19 protein-coding genes are annotated in these 25,686 nt (G+C 50.0%); 12 read left to right on the top strand and 7 right to left on the bottom strand.

Annotated elements, in window-relative coordinates; translation table 11 throughout:
• Positions 1–118 precede the first annotated feature (118 nt).
• The 6 genes from HOK28_16970 (at position 119) to HOK28_16945 (ending at position 9,273) form a co-directional block, all read left to right on the top strand.
• Positions 119–919 carry an alpha/beta fold hydrolase gene (locus tag HOK28_16970; protein MBT6434791.1) on the top strand — a complete coding sequence of 267 codons (801 nt, stop codon included), beginning with the start codon at positions 119–121 and terminating at the stop codon, positions 917–919.
• A gap of 89 nt (positions 920–1,008) precedes the next feature.
• Positions 1,009–3,438 (top strand): hypothetical protein, encoded by a 2,430-nt coding sequence (locus tag HOK28_16965; GenBank protein ID MBT6434790.1) that lies wholly within the window; start codon positions 1,009–1,011, stop codon positions 3,436–3,438.
• A gap of 147 nt (positions 3,439–3,585) precedes the next feature.
• Positions 3,586–4,710 carry a hypothetical protein gene (locus HOK28_16960; GenBank protein MBT6434789.1) on the top strand — a complete coding sequence of 375 codons (1,125 nt, stop codon included), beginning with the start codon at positions 3,586–3,588 and terminating at the stop codon, positions 4,708–4,710.
• A gap of 300 nt (positions 4,711–5,010) precedes the next feature.
• On the top strand, positions 5,011–7,044 hold the full coding sequence (locus HOK28_16955; GenBank protein MBT6434788.1) for a DUF1592 domain-containing protein: 2,034 nt from the start codon (positions 5,011–5,013) through the stop codon (positions 7,042–7,044).
• Positions 7,041–8,366 carry a DUF1552 domain-containing protein gene (locus tag HOK28_16950; GenBank protein ID MBT6434787.1) on the top strand — a complete coding sequence of 442 codons (1,326 nt, stop codon included), beginning with the start codon at positions 7,041–7,043 and terminating at the stop codon, positions 8,364–8,366. Before HOK28_16955 ends, HOK28_16950 begins: the two co-directional genes overlap by 4 nt.
• A gap of 1 nt (position 8,367) precedes the next feature.
• Positions 8,368–9,273 carry a hypothetical protein gene (locus HOK28_16945; protein ID MBT6434786.1) on the top strand — a complete coding sequence of 302 codons (906 nt, stop codon included), beginning with the start codon at positions 8,368–8,370 and terminating at the stop codon, positions 9,271–9,273.
• On the opposite strand, the gene HOK28_16940 is transcribed toward HOK28_16945, so the two are convergent.
• Positions 9,274–11,766: an ABC transporter substrate-binding protein gene (locus HOK28_16940; protein ID MBT6434785.1), complete on the bottom strand. Its 2,493-nt coding sequence runs from the start codon at positions 11,764–11,766 to the stop codon at positions 9,274–9,276.
• Entirely contained in the window at positions 11,766–12,761 is a 996-nt protein-coding gene (locus tag HOK28_16935) for a BMP family ABC transporter substrate-binding protein (GenBank protein MBT6434784.1), read from the bottom strand. Before HOK28_16935 ends, HOK28_16940 begins: the two co-directional genes overlap by 1 nt.
• 410 nt (positions 12,762–13,171) lie before the next feature.
• Here HOK28_16935 and HOK28_16930 point away from each other — a divergent pair, with 410 nt between their 5' ends.
• The gene (locus tag HOK28_16930; protein MBT6434783.1) at positions 13,172–14,785 is read left to right on the top strand and encodes a PQQ-like beta-propeller repeat protein; all 1,614 of its coding nucleotides are present in this window, start codon (positions 13,172–13,174) and stop codon (positions 14,783–14,785) included.
• 10 nt (positions 14,786–14,795) lie between these two features.
• Positions 14,796–15,296 carry a DUF4442 domain-containing protein gene (locus tag HOK28_16925; protein MBT6434782.1) on the top strand — a complete coding sequence of 167 codons (501 nt, stop codon included), beginning with the start codon at positions 14,796–14,798 and terminating at the stop codon, positions 15,294–15,296.
• Between the two features lie 599 nt (positions 15,297–15,895).
• Here HOK28_16925 and HOK28_16920 read toward each other — a convergent pair.
• Positions 15,896–16,324 carry a chemotaxis protein CheW gene (locus HOK28_16920; protein ID MBT6434781.1) on the bottom strand — a complete coding sequence of 143 codons (429 nt, stop codon included), beginning with the start codon at positions 16,322–16,324 and terminating at the stop codon, positions 15,896–15,898.
• A 125-nt stretch (positions 16,325–16,449) separates the two neighbouring features.
• Between HOK28_16920 and HOK28_16915 the strand changes: the two genes are divergently transcribed.
• From HOK28_16915 to HOK28_16905, 3 genes are read left to right on the top strand one after another with little or no spacing between them, the layout of a single operon-like run.
• Entirely contained in the window at positions 16,450–17,361 is a 912-nt protein-coding gene (locus HOK28_16915) for a hypothetical protein (protein MBT6434780.1), read from the top strand.
• Positions 17,362–17,931, top strand: coding sequence for a sigma-70 family RNA polymerase sigma factor (locus tag HOK28_16910; GenBank protein ID MBT6434779.1), 570 nt, complete (start codon positions 17,362–17,364; stop codon positions 17,929–17,931).
• A complete protein-coding gene (locus HOK28_16905; protein ID MBT6434778.1) occupies positions 17,928–18,818 on the top strand; it encodes a hypothetical protein in 891 nt (296 codons plus the stop codon). Before HOK28_16910 ends, HOK28_16905 begins: the two co-directional genes overlap by 4 nt.
• Here HOK28_16905 and HOK28_16900 read toward each other — a convergent pair.
• Both HOK28_16900 and HOK28_16895 read right to left on the bottom strand, forming a co-directional pair.
• Entirely contained in the window at positions 18,812–19,252 is a 441-nt protein-coding gene (locus HOK28_16900) for a hypothetical protein (protein MBT6434777.1), read from the bottom strand. The genes HOK28_16905 and HOK28_16900 overlap by 7 nt on opposite strands.
• A 522-nt stretch (positions 19,253–19,774) precedes the next feature.
• Positions 19,775–20,080, bottom strand: coding sequence for a hypothetical protein (locus tag HOK28_16895; protein ID MBT6434776.1), 306 nt, complete (start codon positions 20,078–20,080; stop codon positions 19,775–19,777).
• A gap of 171 nt (positions 20,081–20,251) precedes the next feature.
• Between HOK28_16895 and HOK28_16890 the strand changes: the two genes are divergently transcribed.
• Complete coding sequence (locus HOK28_16890; protein ID MBT6434775.1) at positions 20,252–20,998, top strand: DnaJ domain-containing protein; 747 nt, start codon at positions 20,252–20,254, stop codon at positions 20,996–20,998.
• Positions 20,999–21,014: 16 nt separating this feature from the next.
• On the opposite strand, the gene HOK28_16885 is transcribed toward HOK28_16890, so the two are convergent.
• Together HOK28_16885 and HOK28_16880 are read right to left on the bottom strand one after the other, a co-directional pair.
• Positions 21,015–21,851, bottom strand: a complete 837-nt coding sequence (locus tag HOK28_16885; GenBank protein MBT6434774.1) for a response regulator — start codon at positions 21,849–21,851, stop codon at positions 21,015–21,017.
• Between the two features lie 83 nt (positions 21,852–21,934).
• Positions 21,935–25,450, bottom strand: a complete 3,516-nt coding sequence (locus HOK28_16880; protein MBT6434773.1) for a hypothetical protein — start codon at positions 25,448–25,450, stop codon at positions 21,935–21,937.
• Positions 25,451–25,686: the final 236 nt, after the last annotated feature.

Below are 25,686 nucleotides of genomic sequence, written 5' to 3'. Positions count from 1 at the left end.
TTCAAAGAGGCAAAAAAAATTAACAATATTGAGCACTTAATAACGACAGAGGCCTACACGGCCATACCCCTGCAGGGTCGAGCTTGCTTGTTCGCTAGGAGAGCGATAGCCATCTTACATGGCATCCAAGAAAATCAGTGCTGAAACCATCCTAGCTTCACCCGATGCTCAAAACAGACCTGGTCTGATTTTGGGACTCATGGAAGGGCGTGCTTTTTGGGAAGCCGGTGCTTATTTTGCGACCTACCCTTTGCAGCGTTTCTTACCCCAAGGCGACGGTCACCCCGTGATGGTCTTACCCGGTTTTGGCAGCGGGGATCCTGCAACCATCCTTCTACGGACCACTCTGAAGAAGCTGGGCTACCAGACCTACTCCTGGAAAGCTGGGCTCAATATGGGAAACCGCCCTGGCCTTTTTAAACATCTACACAACCGAATCGATACCATCATCCAGAAGAATGGCCGAAAATTAAGCCTCGTAGGTTGGAGCCTCGGAGGTATCATGAGCCGAAAGCTCGCCTTCCAAAACCCTGAGGCAATACGTTCGGTCATTACTCTTGGCAGCCCTTTTTACGGAGCTGATGATTCAACCAATATCAGCGCATTGCTCTCCGTGACGGCCAAAATACGCAGACGAGCAGTTCGGAAAGAGCCGGCCCCCTTCAAACCCTGGCTCAACGAACCTGCCATCCCAGTTCCCTTCTCTTCTCTCTACAGCCGAACCGATGGCGTCGTGACATGGAAGACCTGTCTCGAACCGGATTATCCATTGCGCGAGAATATCCATGTTCCATCAAGTCACATGGCATTTGGCTTCAATCCGCTTTCACTTTATGTCATCGCTGACCGCCTGGCTCAGCGAGACGGCGCCTTTACCCCGTTTTCCCCTGGTCCCCTCCTCGATCTGCTTCTACGCTAAGAATTAAGATTTCTCCTTGACGGGTCGACCCACGAGCGGCTAAAAGCGTAACTCTTCAAAGATACACTAAAGCCATAAGGGGGATGACCATGACTTTAGGACGAAGGTTTCTGATAACGCTTGCTCTACTGAGCCTATATCCAGTGCATACCCAGGCGGCGAACCGTTCTTTACACACGATGACCACAGGAAATGGGCACCATTTCTCAATTTTTGACCGTCCCTCAGGCCGGATAACCCAATTCCTCGAGCATCCTTACGCTTTCGTCGCAGCTGCAAATGATGAAGGAACCTATGGGATTCACCGGCGAAACCTAGCGCATGATTTATACTTTGGGATCCAAACCGCTCAAGGCAACCAATGGCTCACCGAGCTTGATGACATCGAATACGCTGAACAAAGTCATATTATATCGGGCCGTCAGCACGTGGGCCCCATCGAAACTCAAACATACTACTTTGCGCCTTTCGCGCTCTCGGCCAACGCTCTAACAATGATTTTGGAAGTGACCAACCATTCACCCAACGAACAAGAAGTCACCGTATTTGCCAAACCGAATCTAAAGTTAGGCGAAGGACGACCCTACCCAAATGACTGGAATGAGTACCTAGAAAAACGCGGTGGTTCTTCACCTCATATGCGAGAGACCGGGGCCGGTGGTGGGCACGCCTTTTATTTACCGTTTGAATCCTCAACTCAAATGACTTGCGGACAAGACAGCCCTATTTATAACGCCGTTTTGAACGGCTCCTGGATTTCTCAAAACAACACATGCACTGGTTCAAGTCAGGTGCCTCTCTTGCATCAAAGCTTGACGCTCGCTCCAGGTGAAACCAAGACTTGGGGATTAACGGTCATTTTCCTTAACGACAACCCTATTCATCCACGCGCCCATAGCTTTCGGGACTCGCGCAGTGCAGACGATATACTCTCTCTTTGGGACAACTACAGTAATGGGCAGTCGGCCATGGTTGCACTCCAAAACGAGTTCAGCTCTTTTGAAGCTTGGCGCAAACCAGCTCCAGCTGGCCTGTCCGCCACAGAACTCAAAGTGTGGAGACAATCCGAAGCAGTACTTAGAATGGGACTGATAGAAGAAAAGCCATCCAACTCCGGCATGCTTCTGGCATCTCTGCCTCCCGGTGATTGGCATGTTGGATGGGTACGAGATGGAACCTATGCCGCCGTATCCCTCGCCATGACCGGACATTATGAAGAAGCCAAAAAGGGTATCGAATTTTTCCTGGGCGCTGAAGCTGGGCTCTACAACCGCCCAGAGTATTATGAACTACAGCGTCCTTATCGAATCTCCGTTTGCCGCTACTTTGGAGACGGTCAAGAAGAGAGTGATTGGAACATCGATGGCCCCAACTACGAAACAGATGGCTGGGGTTTAGTTCTTTGGGCAGCGCGCCAGTACTTAGAAAGCAGTTGTGATTTGGATTGGCTTGATTCAACAACCCGCCAAGGCGACACGGTTTATGAGGCGTTGCTCCACATTGGCCACGATATCAAAAGTCTTATCATCGATGACCTCCCCGCTCCTGATAACTCAATCTGGGAAGTACATTGGAATCACCGACAAATCTTCGCATACACCGTGGCCACTCAAATCCGCGGACTCGCCGACCTTGCCGCGATTATTGCTTTAAAGGGAGACGAAGTATTGAGCCAAGAGTTCCAACGCTTGGCCGACAATATGCGTAATAAGGCTCAAGAGGTACTCGTGCATCAACCCACCCAAAGCATCGCCAGTCATGCGGGTGTGGCGTCATCTTATACGCACGCTGATGGCTCCACCGTCGAGTTTCTTAATTGGGGAATCTTTGAGCCAGACTCGAGTATTTATTCGGGAACGCTTGAGCAATACGACATCATCCGTACCGACTTTGGCGGTTACCGTCGACTCGATCCCGAGCTTTCTCTTACCGGGGAATCTGCCGCAACGGTCTATGATACCCGAGAGTGGGTCATGATGGATCTCAGGATTGGCGACGCATGGTTAAAATCTAATCACGTGAACGGACTTTCGGAATACACCAACCTTTTTGATACCGTCACCGAACTGGCAGCGGCCAACGACAATTTGATTGCGGAACTCTATGACCCCACCAATGGCAGCTACGAAGGTGCCATCCCCATGGTGGGTTACGGAGCCGGTGCGTGGATGATGTCTAAGCTACTCAAATTAGGTCAGGATGCAGCAAGCGTCGACAGCACTCTGGAGCACTGCCTCGTCGATGACTCGGAAATCACCGGAAACGATTCAGAACCGGACGAGGAGTGCCAAGTTCAGCAGCCAGGCGACTCAACTGATTCAGATGAGAATGAGAGCAGCCCTGATGAACCAAGCAATAACAACTGCGAGAATGAAACCACACCACCTGCCAGCACCAACTCAAACAATAGTGAAGAAACTACCTCAGAGACGACAGACTCTACCGGCGGTTGTGCAGGTACGCCGGGGTCACTCTACTTTCTTCCATTCATTGTGGGATTGTTGAGGCGAAGAGATTAAATTCTGCTCCCCAGGTGCTCAGCGCCGGATCTCTATAGAAATCCCTTGTTTAGCTCTGAGCCACTGAAATCGGCTTCAACCACCTAACCCACCTTAAACACTTGTCCCAGAGAGCACACTTGGATAATCGTCAGTAAGGAGGTGGCCATGAAATTATTAAGTCCATTGATTGTTTTGAGTGTCGTTGTGACGAGCTTGTTCACGGGTTGCAGCAGCGAGGACACATCACCGGAAGAGACTCAGACCGTCGACGTCACAGTCCGGGGCCCCTACAATGTTGGGCAACAGGCTACCGAAATCACTTACACCCCGAATGGAATTGCTGAGCCCCGAACACTTCGGCTCATCATGTGGTACCCAACAAATGAAACACGAGGTACCGAGCCTCTATGGGGTGAGAGCCTCATCGACGCGGCCCCCATTCCAGATGCTGAGTTTCCTGTACTCGTCTACTCTCATGGAACCAGCTCCTTTGCTGAATGCGCGTATGAGCTGATGGAATACTTCGCATCTCACGGATTCGTCGTGGCCAGTGCCGACCATACCGGCGACACCACGGCCAACCGTGACGAGCCTCGAAATACAGAAATGTATGTTCAGCGGCCTCAAGACATCTCTGCTGTCATCGACACCATTTACTCCCTGCCGGCGACGAACCCATTGGCCGGCCGACTTACAGACGACCTAGCACTTGCGGGCCACAGCTTTGGTGGCTGGAACGTATTCAGTGCTGTTGGTGGAACCTTCTCCGAAGAAAGAATTGCTGAGTGCGACGGCACAGCACAGAGCTCTCTTTGTACAAACATGACTGATGAATATGCGACGATTCTCAGACAAGGATTTCGAGACGAGCGCGTTAAAGTCTTGATCCCCATGGCGCCCGGCAATGCACCGCTCATGGGCCCCGAAGGCGTTTCCAACATAACCATCCCAATTATGCACATGTCCGCAACGCTCGATGGCAATTGCCCGAACGAAACACAAGGCGACCCCTACTGGGACAATATTTCAGCGCCCAATTCAATGCGGGTAAACTACGATAAAGGTGGGCATCATTCTTACATTCTGACTTGTGAAATTACGCCTTGGATCGGGGACGAAAATGGCGGCGGTTGCGGGGACGAGTTTACCGACTACAAAATCCTCCTGGAAGCGACCAACATATACTCCTTAGCTTTCACCAGACTGCACCTCTTCAACGACCAAGATATGCTCCCGATCCTCAATGGAGAAACCTCCACATTTGAAGATGTGACATTATCTTACAAATAACGCAGCCAGAGATTGAGTGCACCGAGTATGCCTCTCAAAATCAGTAACTTGCAGGCACAGCCCGAAGCTAAGCATTGACAACGCGGCGCGTCGTCACCTAGTCTCAGAGCCTTCTGCGGTGCTTGCTCTATGCAAGCACAACGGTTCGGGGAGGGGACTTATGAATTCAATATCTACAGATGGTCCAATCGATCAATCCGACTACCTAAAACCCCAATTTCCGCGTAGAATCATTCGTGCCGGAGGCAGCATCTTGTCCAAAGTGGCTGCTCAACCATCCTCAACAGGGGGCTCTAAGACGTGATTAAAATGAACCTTTTCAACACCTTATTACTCGCTGGCGCTTTGCTAACGACGCCTGGCTGTTCGAGTGACAGCGGTGAGGACCCTGGGCGTATTACGATGCACCGCCTAAACCGGGCTGAGTACAACAATACGGTTCGCGATCTCATGAAAACGGAGCTCAAGCCAGCCAACGATTTTCCCCTCGATGACCACGGTTACGGGTTTGATAACATCGCTGATGTGCTGAGTCTTTCAGGGCTTCAAATCGAACTCTACCATCGCGCTGCTGTTTTACTTACTGACGACCTGTTTCGCGCGGCACCGACCTTCACCGTGCAACCAGAAGGTCTGGAATCAGTGGAGACGGGATCGAGTTATCACGGCAAATGGTGGAGCCTTTGGGAAGGCACTCCTTTCACAACCAATATTGAAGCCAGAGAAGACGGTGAGTTTGTTCTAAGTCTTCGCGCATTCGGACGAACGCTGGCTGGGGAATCACCTCGTCTCAAAGTGGAACTAGACGGCGCCGAGCTTACCATTCTCGATGTGACTGCTCTTGAAGCTGACCCCAATATTTTCGAACTCGCTGTGTCCACGACTGGCGGCTCACATGAGTTAGCCCTCACTCTTCTCAACCCTCAATACGATACGGAAGCGCTAGAGTTTCGCAGAGTCATGTTTGATTGGGTAAAGCTGGAAGGCCCCATGGAGGGCATCGTGCCTTCGAGCGCTCGCAGCCAACTGATCACTTGTGAGTTAACATACACAGAATATGAAGAATGTGCCCGAACAGTACTGTCTCAATTTGCAAACCTTGCATACCGCCGTCCAGTAACAAATACTGAAATCACGGCACTGGTCGAGTTGGTTAAAATGGCAGTCGCTGAAAGTGACCATCCTGAAGTTGGCCTTGCCAACGCGATGCAGGCTGTCTTAATTTCGCCCCACTTTATTTTTCGAGTGGAATTAGATGAAGACCCAACTTCCCTCGATCCACATGATCTGTCGGACTATGAACTCGCAAGCCGCCTCTCTTACTTCATTTGGAGCAGTATGCCAGATGAGACGCTTCTTGATTTAGCAGCCGAGGGTAACTTGAACGACAAGGGTGTTCTAGCAACTCAAGTGGACCGCATGCTCAGCGACTCTCGCTCGCAAGCGCTCGTTGATAATTTCGCCGGTCAGTGGCTCTATACCCGAGCGATGAAGAGCGTTGAACCCGAACCCAACACGTTTCCAGACTTCGATGACGAACTCGCCGTCGGACTCCAGCGCGAAACGGCATATTTTTTCAAATCATTCCTAGACGACAATACCCCAATTGAGAAATTGCTCACGGCCGACTTTACTTATCTTAATGAGCGCGTAGCCACGCACTACGGTATCGAAGGTGTGACTGGAAGCGAAATGCGGCGGGTTGACCTGGCTCCCGACGACAAACGCGGCGGGCTCTTAACACAAGGCTCGCTTCTTACTGTTACCTCTTACCCTGCCCGTACATCACCGGTTCAGCGCGGCAAGTGGGTTCTACAGCAGATGCTCTGCGACGAACCCGCCCCACCACCACCTGGCGTTGAAGGTCTTGTTGAGGAATTGAGTCCTACGGCAAGCCTACGAGAGCGTTTGGAGCAACACAGAGCTGCGCCAGTATGCGCTGCCTGCCATGAGATCATGGACCCAATCGGCTTTGCCCTTGAGCACTTCAATGCAGTCGGCCAATGGCGAGAAGACGATGATGGATACGAAATCGATGACAGCGGGCTCTTTCCAGACGGAACGACATTCACTGGCGCTTTTGAAATGGCCGACGTCATTAAGGATGACCCTAAACTTCGGGAATGTGTAGCAGAGCACATGTACACATACGCGATGGGACGCGGCATCGAAACCTACGATGCCTACCACCTAGAAGAAATCACTGAGAGTTACAGCAGTGCCGGTGGCGGTCTTCGCGAACTCATTCGCGAGATTGTTCAAAGTGAATCCTTCCGTAAACGACGCGGAGACGAGAGTGTCGAAGTAGGTTCGGAAGAAGGAGTGGAGCAATGATTAAAACAGGAATTTCAAGACGTGCGTTCCTCGGTGGCGCTGGTGCCATGTTGGCTCTGCCCTTTTTACCTTCGATGTGGCCCAAAGAAGCCATTGCGGCGGCAGCCAATCGTAGGCGACTTATGGTTTTTTACGTTCCCAATGGCCTCAACATGCAAGACTTTACCCCGGTTGGAACCGGAAGAGACTTTCAGCTCGCGCCAATTATGGAACCCATGGCTCCCTATAAAGAGGATATTCTCGTAGTCAGTGGACTGGCCAACCTGCCAGCGATTCCCGACGGACCAGGAGGTCACGCGTCGGGCACAGGTGGCTTACTCACCTGTACTGCTGTGAACAAAAGCGAAGGCTCAGATATCCGCGCGGGTATCTCCATGGACCAGCTTTTAGTTCGAGAGCGAAACCCTGGTACCATGTTTCCTTCAATGCAGTTGGGAACTGATGGTGGAGCCGATGTTGGTAACTGTGACTCCGGTTATAGCTGTGCTTATGTGCGCAATATTTCCTGGGCTGGCCCAACAACTCCGATTCAAAAACTTACAGACCCACAAATCGTTTTCGACCGGATGTTTGCGGGTAACGACCCACTGGCAAGCCGCGCCGAAAAAGATAAGAGACGCCGTTACAACAAGAGCATCCTAGACTACGTGCTTGCAGAGGCACAAAGCCTAGACGGCAAGCTTGGCGTGACAGACAGGCGTAAACTTGACGAATACATGACAGGCGTTCGTGAACTGGAAACACGCATTACACAACCTCCAACGATTGAGTGTGGAAGTATTGAAATGCCCGGCTCCGAGCTGGAATTCCCAGAACAAGTACGCGCTATGTGCGACCTCATGGTTACAGCATTCCAGTGTGACATGACACGTATCATCACGTTCATGATGGGCAACGGAATCAGCAACCGCTCGTTTAGTTTTCTAGGGGTGACTGGCGGTCACCATGAACTCTCCCACCACCAAAACAAACAAGAGAGGCTTGATGCGCTCACCACCATCGGACGATGGGAAATGGAGCAATTTGCTTATGTTGTGGGCCGGATGAAGGACATCGAAGAGAGTGATGGTACGGCACTCGATAACTCGTGTCTGATGTTTGTCAGCGAAATGGGTGATGGGGACAATCATGATCAGCATGCTCACCCACTGATGATTGCTGGTAATTGCAGCGGGAAATTCGATACTGGCCGTCATGTTCAGCTCGAAGGTGAAGTTCCTCTCGCAAATGCTCACATGGGCGTCATGGATGCCCTAGGCGTTCAGGTAGATACCTTTGGTGACAATGGAACCATGCCCTTGGCAGACTTGAAGGAGGGGTAATATGCTAAAGCCTGCTTTCCCAATCATACTTATTCTAACTGCACTGATGGCGTTTGGCTGTTCTGGCGATACCGTTGATGAAACAGAGGGTGGACTAGAAGAAGAGGTCATTAACTACCCAGAGAGTCCCGCCGGACGTCTTGTCAGCCTTGATGCGCCCGAGGGACCATCCGCTGCGCGCGCCGCAGGGTGTACTGTTCTGGGAGAATACGCTGGAGCCGGTCTAGGTAGCTTGGCTATTTTGTCCGGTGGCCTCGACCAAAACTTTAAAGCAAACGGAGCCGGTGAAGTCGGAATGGTTTTAGTCGGTGAAGTTGAAAAGTTTTCGCTCGACGCGCCCATGACCATGAATATTTTAATGGGCGGGCAAGATGAGGAAAATGGTTTTACGAAAGTAGCTCCATCCAACTCCATCGTGGACCCGGCAGCTGTCGACGCTATCTTCAGCAATATCATTTTGGATGACGACGGTTGGTTTGATGCTGTGACTGAGCAGCTACGATTGCCCGTTCCCATCCTGGAAGACTTCATGGTTGCTGCAGGTATCAACGCCGCCACGATGAGCGGTCAGATGGATGTGACTGAAGATGGCATGAACTTCAACGGATTACTGATGGGCTACCTACCTGCCGAAGAAGTTATGAAGATTGCAATGGCTCTCATCGATGCATGTGGTTGGGATGAAACTCCAATCATCTGCGACATCACTGCGGGTCAAATTACTGCGACGACGGAACCCGAAGCTGCCTATGAAATCATTGTTGGTTTCATGGGGCACTACGATGTGCGTATTGAAAACGGTATCCCGGTATCCTGTGACCTAGAGGCCGCTGAGACAGATCCAACGGGCTGTAACGCCCTCGGTGTTTGTTTAGAAGTGGAAATGGAAGCGATTACCTTACCGTAATCAGTCTTCCTTCCGCAGGAACTCCTCAAGCATAACCGCTCGAACATCTCCGAAATATTGTGAGTTATACATACTCACATGCGAGCCTGATACGTTCAGATAAACTTCGTTGTAGAGTTCATACAGGCTATAACTATCGTCTGATGAGATAGCATCGGCCAGCTTCGCACTGAACTGATCCGCCAACCAAACATCAATCGTTTCATCATACTCGTAACTGATCGAGTTTTCACTCGCATTGGCTGCTGTGAGCATCAACACACCATTGAGCTGTTTTACGCCAGGGTCATCACACACGTAAATCGTTTGGCTTGATTCTGTAACGACACTCAGCCAACCTGAGCTATCGAGGTCTGTTCCAATGTCGACTCTCCAGCCCCCATCACTACAATTATCACCGGCAACTTCAGGCGTAATGGCGATCATCCCCTCCCCTGTTTCATCGTCGCACGCGAAGTAGCTAGCTTCCACTGTATCCGGCGCTCCACTTTCATCAGCGTCGGGTCCAATATCAACTCGCTGTCCGCCGCTCACACATGAATCGCCGGCCAACTCCTCATTCACCTCAATCGCTAAGGGTACAACCTCTTCATCGTTACCGCATCCACTGTCTAGAATCGCACCCATGACGCCCGAAAAACACGCTTCAATGACTACGAGCATACGTCGAAAAATCGAGCGGTCTTGCATATTACATAACGAATCCAGCATTAGCTCTGGCGAAAGAACCTCAACGCCGGCGCCCTCGCCGAGCAAGAACGCATCCGCCTCATTCCCTGCACCGACTGCAACACCTGCCGGCCCACCGTGCCCAACCATATAAACGTAGATATTACTCGAGCTAATGGCCTCAATGACTGTTGGGAATTGTTCCGTGGGAACACCAGATAAAACAGCTTGAATCATTTCTAACGAGACATCACCAAGGCGGTAATCTATTTCAATTTCACTGTAAAGGTTAGGGCCATCGACCTCATTACGAATAACACCAGCTTCGGTGTTGATTTCGTTATCAGCCAGATCATCCTGAAGCGCCAAAATGATTCTGTCATCAGCGATCCCCCGTTCTTTAAACATCTGGTATTGCCTCAGTGCATCAGACTCATGCCGGTAGTTTTCCCAGCCCTTGGAAACTGAAACGATGAACACCCAGAGGTCGTCCTGAGTAACCCCAGGGTCATAGGTACCTAAGGTAATATCCTGCTGTGCGCCTGAAGTTGCTCGCGCTTCCAGGATAGAAGTTGAGCTTCGAGAACGAATACTATTATTCCCTGTTGAATAATACGTTGAAAATACCATGCGACCATTCTCAAAACGCCATTGGCCATAACTTGACTCTTTCAAGTCAGTGTAAAGCTCATCTTCAAAGGTAAGGGTACCCGTTGCTCCCGTTAGGTTAGGTCTCCGATTTTCCCGAATCGCTACGAGCGCATCCTTCACGCCATCTTGATCCCACCCTACCGGCTCTCCGCGATAGCTGACGACCTCTTTCAAGGAGGCCGCAAGATCGGGCCCGCCTTTTCCACCACTGTGCTCAAGTCCATATCCAACAAGCAACATTGCGTCGTATATATTGGCGGCGTAGGGAGGAAGCTCGTCAACTCCATAGCGATACTTGTATTCGATATCAAAACCGCTTTCAGGAGCAGCTGATAGAGTTACACCCTCAACCCCTTCTGCATTATCCCCCAAGGTTGTCAGTAGCTCACTGCGATAACCTTCGCTGCTAAAATACAATTTAACATCAGGCTCATTAAGCTCATTATAGGCAGCCACCGTATTAACCATGCATACAATCTGGTCATCATTCTCGGGCACGGCAAAAAGAATATCCGGTGCCCCTGCCAGTATACCGTTTACCGGTTGCGCACATGCGTCGGGAGAAGAGTCACCATCCTGTCCATAACGGTCGACGACAACGTCATCAATTCCATACCCAACCTCGGCGGCAAAGAATCCGAACCAGTCAAAAAAGGTGTCCCCGTAAAGGCTAAAGTTCGTAAGCAAAGCTACCTTCTCTGCATCAGCAGCCAAGGCTGAGAGAATCATAATCTCAGTTTGGGCAATATCGGACTCTAAAGTTCGCCATACATAATCGTCATCACCGTACGTTCGAAATATCTCGCCGGCTGTTGCAGCGGGGGTGACCATCACCACTTCAGTAGGTGTAAACCGTCTCGCCGCCTCCACCACTTGCTCGGATTTACCGGGGCCAATCACTGCCACGATATCCGGGTCTTCACTTATCTCACGTGTAATTTGGGATAACTTAGACGATGAGTTTGCTTCATAATAAACAAGTTCAATCGGGCGCACCGCCAAAATACCCCCCGCCTCATTCACATTATCCTTTGCCCATTCGAGGGCATTTAAGTCCCACGTTTGTCCAACATCCATTATCACCGCAACCTTCAAGGGTGCGTTGAAAGTATTTTCGCAGGCCGTAAGCCCAATACAGAAAACAACCGTGGCGATACCAATATACCGTAACATCATTGTCCTCCTTGGTACGCCAACTCAAGGGTTAGCGCCTTCGCAGTAAAACTCTCATGACTGTTACCAACCAATTCGGTCATTTTGGGATTGACGACGAATGCGACACTGTCATCCCTCAAACCCACGACTTCATGGCCACCATTAAAAGAACCGCCATCTGTTGTTGTCATTGTATCGATTAATTTAAAGTTGAGATTCTTAACCACTGATCCCAAAACAACGTTCTCGCCCATGGAACTCAGGTCGTAATCAAAGCCAATAACATATCGGTCATTCTTCTTTTTCGCCGCTTCAAGGACACCCAAACTCGTGGCACCAGCTGCTACGAAAATAACATCTACCTCATCCTCTGCGTAAAGCTCATCTGCCACTCGAAAACCTTCATCATAGTTATTAAAACCGTTAGCAGATGGAGACAGGTAGGTCGCAATGGCTGTCCCCCCGGCTTCCTCCACTCCGTCGATGAATCCAGCTGCCGCGTCTTTGACATCACTTGTTAGCCCGCCACCAATCACCGCGATGGTTTTTGTTGCTGATGCGTTTACCGCCGCAACACCCGCTAAAAAACCAGGTGCATACATTCGGTAGTTAACCGAGAGCACCTTACTACAGTTGGTCTCTGCTCCTTCAAGGTGCAGCACCTTACGATCTCTAAACTGACACTCAACTTGAAGTACCAAGTCGTCGTAGGTATCAGTCATTAGGATGATTAATTCATTCGGACTTCTCAGAGGATCCGAAAGAACCGAGGTCAGCATATAGCCTGCATCATCGCGGTCTTTTGGCGTCCACTGCACAAGCGTTGCGTCCAGTAAATCACGGCCTTCTAAGACGCTCCGAAAAGCTGCATCGTTGATCCCTTTATCGCCTCGTCCTTGCTCGCCGTATAAAACGTGAACGGTAAAACCAAAGTCGCCGCATGACACCAACACAAAAGACATAAAAAGAGCGGCAGTCGCTTTGATAAGCTTAGGTAAATCTACTCTAAACAATATAGCCCCCTAAGTTCGCAATGCGTTCTCTAACGCACTTAACCTATGGACTTATTTTAGCCTCAACTCGATACTCACACCAGAGAACTCGGTGTAGGTTGACGCACTACTTAAGCGCACCTTATCATTTCTATTCCATGGCTCGTCTCCTCGAGCCACCAACCTGGACGGCGCGGTGCCGGACTTTTGCCCCACTTCAACCGCTTTTGCTTGAGGCGCTTTACTAAAATTCACGGTTAGACGCGCCGCGATAAAGAGACGAACGATCTCAGTATCGTCATTGAACGTACGAAATTTAAATCAGATCATCAATGCACCAGATCCTGCCGGGAGTTTACTTGCGCCTCTAAATGCATGATGTAGTGAAATACAAATGGCAGACCAGCTAACCCTCAAGAATGAGACAGGCTATGCAAAAATATCAGTACAATCACGCTTCATTATCCCTACGATTCGTTGTGCTCAGCACAGCAGCGACAATTGGTATGTCCGGATGCAACGACCAGGCCCCCGGTACTCCTCCCGGTTATTGTGCAGCCACTCTTAGCTGCGACTCCATTGAGAGTAATGCTTCCCTAACCTACCCACCTCTACTCGATACAGAATGGACCATCACTGGAGAATTCCAAACCTACTCATCGCCGCGAGCAGCAGACCTAAACGGAGATTGTATCAAAGATATTATTATTGGTCATGGCGAAGAAGGCGGTCCGGAAACAGGACAAGGTGTAGGTTATGTTACTGCCCATGATGGAGCCAGTGGTGCTCTTTTGTGGCGTGTCGGTCCTGATTTTGATGACGCCGTATCACTCTATGAAATCGTTGGAAGCCCGGCGCTAATCGACTTGAATCAAGATGAAACCGATGACGTGGTCATTGGTGGACGAGACGGAGCACTCATTGCAGTCGATGGCATCACCGGCGATAAATTATGGCAATTCTACCCTGAAGGCGACGCAGAGGAAGATGGCTGGTATAACTTTTATACGCCTCAACCCATCGGTGATGTGAATGCCGACGGCGTTCCCGATATTCTCTCCGCCAATGGCGGCGATGCCAAGCAAGCACCTTTTCAAGAAAGACTTCCCGGCTTTCTCATGGTCATCAGTGGCAGTGACGGCAGTATTCTCTATTTTGCACAAATGCCTGACGGCATGGAAACCTATATGTCACCTATCGTCTACACGCCGCAAAGCGGTGGGGTCACCTATGTTTTGTTCGGAACAGGCGGCGAATCATTTGCAGGCTCTCTTTGGCGTGTTCCACTTGATGATGTTCTTACCGGCGATATCAGCGCAGCTCAAAAGCTCACGGAGCCACGTTCACACAAAGGCGTTATCGCACCACCAAGCCTTGCCGACGTGAACCTCGACGGCAGTGAAGATATTATTGTGGTTACCTTCGATGGACAGGTTGAAGCCATCGACGGCATCACTGGTGAATCCATTTGGCATTACGAACTCTCCGGCGCCAATAAAGATGAGGTTGAATCATATGCGACACCGGCCATCGGTTATTTCGATGGCGATGGGGCCCCCGATGTATTTGTGACCCTCTCTCTAGGCGTTTGGCCTCGCTACAGTGGATCTGCACTTATCGCGCTTTCCGGTTGGAATGGTGACGTTATTTCTCGTGAATACACAGACTATCCGGGCTTTCCATCCCCGCTGGCAGCGGACCTCAATGGTGATTCCCGAGACGAAGCATTGGTCGTTATCCCCAATTTTATGGAGAGCCGTTCAACCTTTCAGATCATAGATTTTGCGAACGATGAAAACTACACATACGAATGGGACAATACAGGAGCGGGTACACCCCTTATCGAGGATTTAGATAATGACGGGGTACTCGAGCTTATCGGTTGCTATGCAGCGATGAACCAAATGCCGGCGGAATGGACACTTTTTCGTAAATCACTGAATGCATCGACTCAGGGCGTTCCTTCTTGGGGCGGTTATTTAGGCAGTGCCACAGACGGAAGCTTTAGGCGTCAATGCAATCAACCAGCAACATCACTTCCATAAGAGTTTAGCCATGAGCATCAGTAATATTATCTCCGACCAAATCAATGCAGATCGAAATATCGTTCGTAGCTTATGGGATAAACTCCAAAGCATACCTGGCGGCAAACGTATCTTCTCCAAACTTATTGGACGTGCGGCTCCCTATACTGGGTCAATCAATGCCAAGGTTGAGGAGCTAAGGCCGGGGTTTAGCCGCGTCACATTAGCAGACAAGCCGTCTTTGCGAAATCACTTAGAGTGTGTTCATGCCGTCGCTCTGGTTAATCTCGCAGAGGTTACAGGAAACCTCGCTCTGTCTTATTCCTTGCCCGACAATGCCCGTTTTATCGTTGCGGGTTTGTCTATCGAGTACCTGAAAAAAAGCCGAGGTACGATTACAGGAACCTGTGAATCACCATTAATTACATCCAGCGAGCGCATGGAATACCAAGTTCCCGTTGTTATGAAAAATGCATCAGGCACCGTTGTAGCCACAGCAAACCTTAGAACACTCGTTGGCCCAAAGCTGTAGATACAACTCTGCGCGTATCCCACACCCTCATACCTTATTAAGTCACTTTGAGACTTATCTCATTTCGAGACACGCACTTATTCACGCTCAAAAATTGCCAACATGATTTGCCGGTGCCAGGATAAAGTTGTGGCGGGGGCCACAGAATGCGCGACCCATAGGAGGGGAATGATGAATAAAAGAGTAGCACACACAGCAGAACTAATAGCAACGCTCCGATCGGAACAATCAAAATCGCTTGCGTCTATGCGAGGAATGCCCACCGGTGAAACTGTCACAGCTCGAAGTCATAACGGGAAAAGAAATTCTCGACCGGCAAAGCCTCGCCCGATTACGAAACGAGCCAGTACACCCTCAACCTCTCTTTATGGAGGGCAACACACAATGGGCGCCAATCACAAGACCCTGGATGTTAGCAGGAGTCACTATGAGCTATCCAAAAGACATCAACGTCAGCAATACAAGCAAAACGCACTAATGGCCTTAATTGGCGGTCTCATTTTAGGATCATCAATTACGGTTCTGTAAAGAAAAAGATTCTAAGCTGTGCCGTTCAGGCATCACATCATGGGGCGACCGCCCCGAGACGCCACCTAACATTATTTCATGTTGATACAGCGCTCAGTATCCAGCGTTAGCAAAAGACGATTTTCCAGTTTGTAGGCACCGCCCACAAGTTGGCGTACACCCTGACTAAGAGTATCCGGAGCTGCTTCGAATTTTTCTTCGCTTACACGAATGATGTCGTCAATGCGGTCCACCAAAAGGCTTACGACCTCTCCGTCTCGGGAGCGCACAACCACATTCATAGGATCTTGACCATCAGGCCGCTTCGGTAAATTTAACCGGGCTCTTAAATCAACTGCCGTCGTAATCCGGCCTCGGAGGTTGATCAGACCGCTAACCGAATTAGGAGCTCTCGGGACATAGGTGATGGCCTGATAACGCAGCACTTCCTGAACATCGGCAATAGGAACTCCGAAGAGTAGGCCGTTCAGTATAAACGCACAGTATTCTACTTCATCCATCGAACACCATCTTCCATCTTGAGAGACCCATTTGTCTCTCGCATTTGTATGCTATACCCAAGACGATGGTTCATCCAAGAAATACCATCATCCCATACGTTCGAGCATCTTGGAGTTAAGTGTCGATGTGCTTAAAATCAGGGCCTAAAACAGCCAAGACGCTTTACAGCCTCGTCATGGCCCTCGCCATATTGGTACCCTGCTCGGCCCAAAGCCACAATGTCCAGATTTATGGCGGAACTGGCTGTGTCCAAGCCCAAAACCTCGAAAGCCAACTCACAAAAGTCCTCGATGCGCTCGCGCCAAACCGTCAAGACACCCAAAACCTCACAGTTCGAATCGCTCTGAGTCTAAGTGCTGGTAATCTATCGGTTTCTTTAAAGCTGGCCGATGAGTCAGGCCAAATCGCCTTGGCACGCCGTTACCGGCTCAACCGCCAAGATTGTCCCGATGTATCGTCTCTTCTCCAGTTGGTTTTAGAGGAATTCCTTCGGGAATTTCCTGAAAACCCATGGCATCGCGACGATTCTGAGATAGCCAGCTCTGCTCAAACACCACCTCGAGACCTAACAAGGCTTAAGCTGGGCCTTACCGTGCTTGCGAATCTAGAGCCATGGAATTCAAGCTTTGAAACCCACCTACACCTAGAGGGTGCAATAAAGGGTGACTTCCACTGGTTGGCAGGGCTTCATTTAAGAGCCGCGGTACCACAAAATGCACTCGATGGCGGCTACCAGAGGTTCGATCTCCTCCTTGGTGCAGGTGTCACAACTTACGCATGGCAGACCCATTGGGACCTAGAGGTTCTGGGCGGGCTTCTCATCCTCCAAGGTGATTCATTCGAAGAAAACTACACCGCGCTGGCTCCCAACATAGAGATTCATCTGGGCACCCGTTGGCAGTGGGCGCAGTTTTCGATGGGACCCCGGCTGGGTGTTCAGATCATCAAACACGACATCCAGGTATTGCCATCAAACGCGAGAGCCCATATCTCAATTGTAAACCTTGGGCTCAGCCTACAATACGACATGAATTAAATGAGCGAAGATACCGCACACATGCCTGAGGCCATCGACCCAAGCCTCGTCCACCCCGCTGTGGATGTTGGTAAAGCCTTTCAGGAACACGCTCCCTTCATCGCCAGAGTTATAGAAAAACTCACAGGATCCGGAGCTCATGTTGATGATATTCTTCAAGACACATTCATCATTGCCTACAAGAAGAGAGAGCAGTTTGAAGGACGCAGCGCGCTTAGAACTTGGCTCTATGGAATCGCTAAGAATTTATGCATGCATCACAAACGGGGTTTAGCTCGGTTTTTGAATTTCAAAGAGAAGCTTCAGAGCACCCCTTCACCGGATTCGCCATCGCCCCACAAAAACCTCGAGGTAAGCCGAGAATTACAACTGGCCGAATCAGTCATTACCTCCATGACCTTCAAACAACGGGAAGTCTTCGTGCTTTACGAACTCGAAGAGATGGAAGGTCCTGAAATTGCCGAACTGCTTGAAATTCCAATCGGAACAGTCTGGACAAGGCTTCATAAGGCCCGACAAGTATTTCAAGATAGGCTCAAAAAGAAACAAATGCGGGAGAAAACACAATGAGTCTCAACCGCGAGTCACCCCAACGCCTCAATAAACAAGACCGTGGGCTTCGAGAACTTTCCTCGCGCTCCTTCTCGAAAGAGAGGCTCGAAAACAACAGGTCCGCTATTGAAAGCGCCATCGGCTCTTTACCAGCAACCACGCCCCCTTTGGCTGGATCCATCATTACCAAAGTTACACTCGGCCTCGCACTCACCGCAGCCATAGTATGGCTCACCGTTCCGTCTGCTACCCAACACGACTTCAGCGTTCAGCCACCAAAGGTTGAAAGCCCGGACCGTCAAATCCAAGAGTCCCCAGCGCTGCCTACGTTAAACAAGAGCAACCCCGCACCCGCACAACAAGCAATCTCCAACAAAACCCAAAAGGGATCAGCAAAGCTCGATAACGCTCCCATGCCTTCTCAAGAAGACGGGAAATTCAAACATATGGAGAAAGCCCCATTGCGGGTGAGCACCAGGCAGTCTACCTCCAAGAAAACCAATCCGCCTCCAAAAGCGACCCTGGGCCAAGAAATCCAGCTCTTCCAAAAAGCTAAGACGTATTTTGATAACAACGATTACACTCAGGCAAAGACCGTCCTAAACCAACTCGCTCAAGAATTCCCCAAGCATCAACTTGGTGTAGAGCTAAGCCTTCTCAACATTCGTAACCATCTTGCCCTCGAGGAAAACGAAACTGCTTTACGAAATATGCAGGACCTTCTAAGCGATTCGTCTTCGAAACCTCAAGCGCAGTGGTACAAACTCCTGGGTGAGATCCAGCAAGCTCGAGGACGCTGCGGGCCTGCTCTTATTGCTTATTCAAAAGCTCTAAAAATGGGACTGAGTGCCCGCCAAGAAAAAGAAGTCAGGCAAGCCGTGGGGCGCTGTTCGAAAAGTCAGTGATTTGACTCAAGCGTGCGGTTTAAAAGTGCCGTTTGTTCATCTTGTGACAATCGGTCATTTTCAGTGGAGAGAAAGCTTACCCGGATAGAAATCAAATCGCCATTGGCCCACGGCCAATAAGCCCCATACAGGGTTCGGCCACCATCATCCGGCTCGGCAGTATACATAAACTGGCGTTCCCTGAGCCCAACCAATGCGTCAACCGCCTCTCGTACATAAGGCGGAGCCTTTTGAATCGACTCGATATCCCACCGGTTCTCAAACGAACGGGCCAAGATATCGTTCACCACACGGCTGTGCCCCGTATGCACAACGACAAAAGCGGCTTGCAGTCGACCATCCCAGCTCCAAAAGACATCTTCATCGATGGCTTTTCGTAGATCACTCAAAACCTTTTGAAATGACTCCAATAAATCTTTTGTTACGGCGCTCACCAGGGGACTCCTCAGATAATCGACCCACCAAATTGTAACCCCGCCGCGTTCCGCGCACCACCTAATTGGTGGGGTCTCATCAAAAAAACCAAAACATAAAATAAAAATGAAGATTACAACCTTATGCGGGAACTCAGTTGAGAAAGCGGCAGGCAGTCTACATGAAAAAAACATACCCGAGGGGACCCATACGCCTCAGCCGGCGCTCCGACATTGGGAACGGGCTCTGGTGGATTGCGCGCAGACAAATGTCCGCCTGGCGACTCAGCCGTAATCATGAAGCTATTCAGGAGCGTATCGCCAGAGCCGAGACGGGTCCTTCTCTGAGAGCCTTCGCAGCTACCATGGGATTTACCCTGCTCTTTGGTACGCTCGCCTGGGGAACCAGCTGGCAAATCAAGCAGCGCGCCGTAGGTCATCAAATAACAATTGCTACCCCCATCATCGTACCCTCAGCACAAAGCCTCACTCAATTCAGAGCGATTAAAGTCCTAAAGGCCCCAGTCCAAGTACAACCGCTGCTCAAAGAGCCACCCAAACTGCCCTCTCCCAAAGCAAGACCGTTGAGAAGGAATCGAACCCGCCCTGCCCGTGCTTCGATTGGGTCGGATGCTCATCGGCAAAACCCGCCATCCAGTCCGTACCCGCTTTCAGACCTTCTGCGCCGGTTTCGAGAGGCAAAGGCAGCACACGAGGCTGGCCATTTAGACCAGGCGTTTCAGAAATTTTTAAATCTGGCCCGCCAACAATCCCATACCAGCCTCGGTCCAGAGAGCTATCTCCGAGCCATCGCCATACAGCGGGAGCTCCGAAATCACCAAGAGGCACAAAAGCTCTTCTATGAAGCCAAATCACATTGGCCAAACTTAAGAGAAATAACTGAGTTGAACCGGAATAAGTGAAACCAGCTTGGATAACTCAGTAACGAAATACTCATATCTTGCTCCTTAGTGACTCCAAACACTTCCCCCCGAAAGGCTGAAGCGCTACATAGAAATCATGAGTTTTTTCAATAATCTTCTATGGGGCGCTTTCGGCTATGCCATTGGAGGTCCCATCGGGGCCATCATTGCCACTGTGGCCAGCAATGCATTGAGTCCTCGCGAGAAACGCCTTCCACCTGGACAGACCAACCTGGGCCAGGAAGAACATCAACTCGTATTTTTTGTGACGACTTTTTCTCTACTGGCGAAATTGGCGAAGGCCGACGGTATTGTGTCAAAAGAAGAAGTCGCAGTCGTTGATAAGTTCATCAAGCAAAGTCTGCAGCTCAACGACCAACAACGCCAAATTGCCATCGACATCTTTTATAAAGCCAAAGACTCGTCACACTCATTTGAGGGTTTTGCTCAACAGTACTACCAAATCCTCGGGCACTCTCCGGCGATGATGCGGGAAATGCTACGGCTGCTCTACACCATCGCCGCCGCCGACGGTGTCTTTCACCCTAAAGAAAAAGAGCTTGTTTCCAAAGCAGCTCAAATTTTTAACATTCCCAGCTACGAACATGAGCTGATTCAAAAATCGTTTTTCCCAAACACCGAGGGATACTATGCGGTTTTAGGCTGCAAACCTTCGGACTCGATGGACACGATTAAGAAAAAATACCGAGCATTGGTTAGCGAGAACCACCCAGACAAGGTCATCTCTCAAGGACTTCCAGAGGAATTCGTGAAGCTGGCTACTGAAAAGGTTCAAAAGATAAATGAGGCTTACGAGCAAATTCAAAAACAACGGGCCAACTAAATAGCCGGTCACCTGTTCAGCCTTTGGAGCCGTAAGTCCCCAGCCATTTGCTTAGGATAGATTTACTTTCATCGCTCATGGCATCGAAAGATACACCCAACTCATTGGTCTCTGTCTCGGCAATTCGCACAACCGTTGAGTCGGCGCAGATGACTCCCCACGCGGTAATAAACTCAACTTCAATCAATGAACCTATGGAAATAGCATCGGGTATTTTGTTGGCGTCGAAAGCTATCCTGGCACCACCCAAGGAGAGGTCCCAAATACACGCATGATCCGTGACACCATCGCAATGAACCTTGCAATTTAGTTCAATCGCAACCCGAACAGCCTTGCGGCGCTCAGGTAGGTTATTCTCTTCGAGAAACTTTTTAACTTGAGGCTGCTTACTAAACGCCTCTCGAACGAGTAAGCGAGATATAGCCAAACTTAGCCGCGTAAAATCAACGGGCTTTGTGATCAAGTCATCGCCGCCGGCCTCAATCAACTCTTCCTTGGTATAGCGCGCAGAATATGCGGTCACGAAAATAATTCTCGCACCATGACAATCAATTTCACGGCCGTAATCGGGAACAGTCCCAGCAGCCAGTCCTCGAAGCGACTGAGTGATTTCGATACCGTTAAGTTCAGAACCAGACAGTTGGATATCCATTAAAATGAGGTCGAATTTTTCTTTATTCAGAATCTCGAAGGCTTCAGCTGATGTGGCTGCACGTTGAAGCGTAAATTTATCACGCAAGGATAGCTGAGTAACTTCCCAATTCGTATCCTCATCCTCAACATAGAGAATTTTCTGTTTTTGGGTCTCTAGACTCTTCGCCTTGGGTACTGGATTAAAACGCGTTAATGCCATTGAATTGCCGGTCCCTTTGTTCTTCCTACCCTTAGAACGTCACAACGATACAACTATATTTCTATCTTAGCCCTGGGGCATAATCAATCACTGTGGGCGGCGAGCTTAACCTCACCTGATTCATCCTCAAGCTTAACAATGCCCTCTTGAGGCAAAATAAAAGCAAAAGTGCTCCCTACACCCACCTCACTCTCAACCCATATCCGGCCCCCGTGGAGTTCCACCAATTGCTTGGTGATAGCCAAACCCAGTCCGGTCCCTTGATGGGCGCGAGTATGGCTGCCGTCTACCTGTCGAAAGCTTTCAAATACAAGTTCACACTGCTCAGGAGGGATTCCTATCCCCGTGTCTTTAACCGAGAATTTGTACATTCTCTGTCCTTCGTCATCCACAGGCTCGAGCCCAATCGTGATATCCCCTCCCTCGGCCGTGAATTTAATCGCGTTGCCAATCAAGTTGACCAAGACTTGAGTCACTTTTAATGCGTCCGCCACCAGGGAAACATCAGCCGTGGATTCTGGGAATCGAAGTTTGACGCCTTTATCTTCTGCCAAAAGGGCCATCGTATGAGAAAGATCTTCGAAGATTTTTCCCACATCAATTTCGCTAAAAACGAGGTTCATTTTTCCTGCTTCAAGCTTCGAGAAATTAAGCAGGTCATTAACAACAGCCAAGAGGTGTCGTCCCGATGTCTCAATGCGCCTTAAGAAGTGGCGATGTTCGCCCAAGTCGCCGACACAAACTGTCTGCTCGCCACAAGCCATCCCAATATGACACTCTGGACAAACTTCGGGCTCCTCGGGAACCGGAGACGATGGGTCCACATCATCCTGAAATGCGCCCTCACACGATGAACATTGCCAAACCCGAACTGTCACGTAATCTTTAATCAATGGACCAGGGACATTCACAATCGCGTTCAATGGAGTCCTTAGCTCGTGCGAAATATTCGCGAGAAACTCACTCTTGAGCTTGCTTGCCTCCCTCGCAACATCCAAAGCTGATTCAAGTTCCGACTGTGCTTGCGTCCTAATCTGGACTTCCTTTTGGAGATTATTGGAGAGCACTCTGAGTTCTTGTGCACGTTGCGCGATTGAGCGAACACGTACCGAATAAAAAAGAGCAAAAAAACCAACGATACTTAGCAACACAAAAGTTATGGTCTGCCACCGAAGCCACCAGGCTGGCGTTACCGTAAATGTGTAGCGCAAAGGCGTATCACTCCATACGCCATCGTTGTTGGATGCCAACACTTCAAAAGCATAGTCACGGGGGATACCAAAAGCCGGGAGGTTCATCAGCCGTACCTCATTGCTAGGTCGCTCTTCAGACCAGTCATCTCGATAGCCCAGAACACGTGTTCGATAACGCACACTGGATTCATCGGCAAAACTTAGAGCAGCAAATCGGACCGTTAATTCATTGTTGCCAGAGTTATCTTGAGAAAACTCAAGAAAGCGGAACTTCGGGTTCGGAGCAACCGGGTTGGAGCGGTTCGCGTTAGGACTAAAAACCGCCAGCCCCTTTGATGTACCATAATGAACCGTTCCTTCATGATTGACATGCATCGACTGATGCCACCAGACCTCGTTATCCAAAAGTCCGTCTTGACGACTTACCGTTCGAACAACCTCACTGGTATCTGGACTTAATTCCGCTATACCCTGATTCGTCCCTAGCCATAGAGAGCCTGTAGTAGGCGATATCGCCATGCTAAAGACAGATTGATTCGGGAGTCCATTATCGGTGCCGACCACCTTAGCAAGGGTCATTGGCTCTCCGGACAGCTCCAGGAGTGCACGGGCTGTACCCGCCCATAGTTTATTCCCAAACCATACAAGCGACTGGATAGAATTCGTTGGTGACCCACGTGATTCGTCCATCACCTGCTCAAGTAAATCCCCTTCCTCAACTCGTTTTCCTGATTTGGCCTTACGCACAAATTGCCTCGATAACCACTTCCCAAATGTCACCTTTGTTCTAAAAAGACCTTGGTCACCGGTACCTAACCAGAGGCGCCCCTCGGGGCCAACTGCCATGGCCTGAATTTTAGAATTGGGAATCCCTTGTTTTTCGCCAACCTGAAGCCATTTACCCTCGGACCAACACTTCATCTCACCACGGCCCGAGAAACAGACTGCGTCTCGAACGCGACCATTCTCTTTATGCGACACACTCACGCAAGAACGCGATCGGTACCATGCCGCTCGATTAATGTAGGCTTTTTCACCCCAAAGACTGAACTCCCTCGCAGGCCCCATACCGGCTGGAATCATTTCTTTTGAAAAACTAATGGCGTTGATACCAGCGGAGTCGTTTACCCACTGACGCCCCGCAGGGTCACTGCATAAAAGCCAAATATCATTTGTTTTAAAGCCATCGGCAGCGGTCAAGGTTTGTTTAATACCTGCCGGACTGACAGCCACCAACCCAGAGCCAGTGCCCACCCATAAGCTGTGGCCCCCTTCTTGCTTAAGATGACGAACGGTACGCACTCCAGGACTAGGCAGGGTTGGCTTCTCACCTGCATGTGAGGTTGCTGTCCAATTTAAAAATGCCCTTGAGTTGAATCTTAACTTGGATACCCCGCCGGATTGAGAGAACCAAAGATTACCCTCAGGATCTTCGAATACGTGCTGTGCCAGATCGCTAAGCAGTCCGTTGGTTCGATTAAAGGGTTTGACGGGGTCGGAGTCGGTTATGCCGAGTCGGAAAAAACCACTCCCCCGAGTAGCAACCCAAACGTGGCCATCTTGACTCAAAGAAATACTGTTAACTTTCGAACCTTTTTCATCAAGCAACCATTTGATGTTGGAGAAGTCTTTCTCGCCCGCCCTGAGTTGCCAGGTCGCCCCGCTGTCGCACCCTCCGTAGAGTGAGCCATTGGGGTGCTCAAATAAAGACGTTACGCGAGAACACTTTTTTTCCAAACGTGGCTCAATGGTTTGCCACTTGCTATCGGCAGATTCGAGGGTAACGACGCGTCCGTCTGCCAGGGCAACCCACACGCCGCCGGTACGGCGGGCCTTAACAGCAGTCACCATTATGCTTTGGCCTACGCCATCCAGATCAATTTTGATTTTAGACTCTTCAACTTTATCTCTGTCGATATAGCGATAAAAGAATAGACCCTCCGCCGTCCCCGCCCAGAGGTTTCCATCATTATCCGTTTCGACAGTATCACTGGTTATGCCCAGTTGAGTCAGCTTCTGGCCGCCAAGTTCCGTTGTGAACTTTACAGTTTCACCTGCCGCATATTCATCGAGAGGTTTGGTACTAACCGATAAACCCTTACGAGTTGGAACCCAGAGTCGTCCTATCTTATCCTCGGTAATTCCGATGGTCGTATTGGAGGACAACCCATGCTCGGTTGTATACACCACCATGTTGTGTCCGTCGTAGCGAACCAAGCCTGACGAATACACAACGAACCAAAGGTAACCCAGCCGGTCTTGATAGACCTCTGATACGGAAGACGAAGGTAGAGGATTGACGTCACTGTCGACGGTGTAGTGCGCAAACGGTAATTCCTGTGCAAGCCCTGGCGTCCAGGCCCAAGAGCAAAGCAGAAACAACAATGTGGCAGTGCACGTTTTCAATTCGTATCCTTTTAAAGCACCAGCATCCTAACCCTGCAGATCACGCTCCTTAAAGGATAGTGGATGGCAACAGTCCGATGCAATCGGGAGCGTGTTTTAGGATAAGCATAACGCATAAAGGGCGATGAGCAGTTCCCGAGAACTCCTCATCGCCCTTTTGCTGAATCCCGCTTGTGCGGCTTTAAACGACTTGTAGCGGATGCAAAGGCACCCCGCACCTTCAGCGTATTCTTGTT

It is taken from the genome of Deltaproteobacteria bacterium (genome assembly GCA_018668695.1).
Lineage (GTDB): Bacteria > Myxococcota > XYA12-FULL-58-9 > XYA12-FULL-58-9 > JABJBS01 > JABJBS01.
Note: the sequence above shows the minus strand (reverse complement) of the source record. Positions and strands in the feature narration are given on the sequence as shown.

Bases quoted from the DNA above. Each gene is read 5' to 3' on its own strand.
- HOK28_16965 (MBT6434790.1), top strand. From the start codon at position 1,009: ATGACTTTAGGACGAAGGTTTCTGATAACGCTTGCTCTACTGAGCCTA.
- HOK28_16925 (MBT6434782.1), top strand. From the start codon at position 14,796: ATGAGCATCAGTAATATTATCTCCGACCAAATCAATGCAGATCGAAAT.
- HOK28_16885 (MBT6434774.1), bottom strand. From the start codon at position 21,851: ATGGCATTAACGCGTTTTAATCCAGTACCCAAGGCGAAGAGTCTAGAG.
- HOK28_16940 (MBT6434785.1), bottom strand. From the start codon at position 11,766: ATGTTACGGTATATTGGTATCGCCACGGTTGTTTTCTGTATTGGGCTT.
- HOK28_16890 (MBT6434775.1), top strand. From the start codon at position 20,252: ATGAGTTTTTTCAATAATCTTCTATGGGGCGCTTTCGGCTATGCCATT.
- HOK28_16920 (MBT6434781.1), bottom strand. From the start codon at position 16,324: ATGGATGAAGTAGAATACTGTGCGTTTATACTGAACGGCCTACTCTTC.
- HOK28_16945 (MBT6434786.1), top strand. From the start codon at position 8,368: ATGCTAAAGCCTGCTTTCCCAATCATACTTATTCTAACTGCACTGATG.
- HOK28_16910 (MBT6434779.1), top strand. From the start codon at position 17,362: ATGAGCGAAGATACCGCACACATGCCTGAGGCCATCGACCCAAGCCTC.
- HOK28_16915 (MBT6434780.1), top strand. From the start codon at position 16,450: ATGTGCTTAAAATCAGGGCCTAAAACAGCCAAGACGCTTTACAGCCTC.
- HOK28_16950 (MBT6434787.1), top strand. From the start codon at position 7,041: ATGATTAAAACAGGAATTTCAAGACGTGCGTTCCTCGGTGGCGCTGGT.
- HOK28_16970 (MBT6434791.1), top strand. From the start codon at position 119: ATGGCATCCAAGAAAATCAGTGCTGAAACCATCCTAGCTTCACCCGAT.
- HOK28_16930 (MBT6434783.1), top strand. From the start codon at position 13,172: ATGCAAAAATATCAGTACAATCACGCTTCATTATCCCTACGATTCGTT.
- HOK28_16905 (MBT6434778.1), top strand. From the start codon at position 17,928: ATGAGTCTCAACCGCGAGTCACCCCAACGCCTCAATAAACAAGACCGT.
- HOK28_16960 (MBT6434789.1), top strand. From the start codon at position 3,586: ATGAAATTATTAAGTCCATTGATTGTTTTGAGTGTCGTTGTGACGAGC.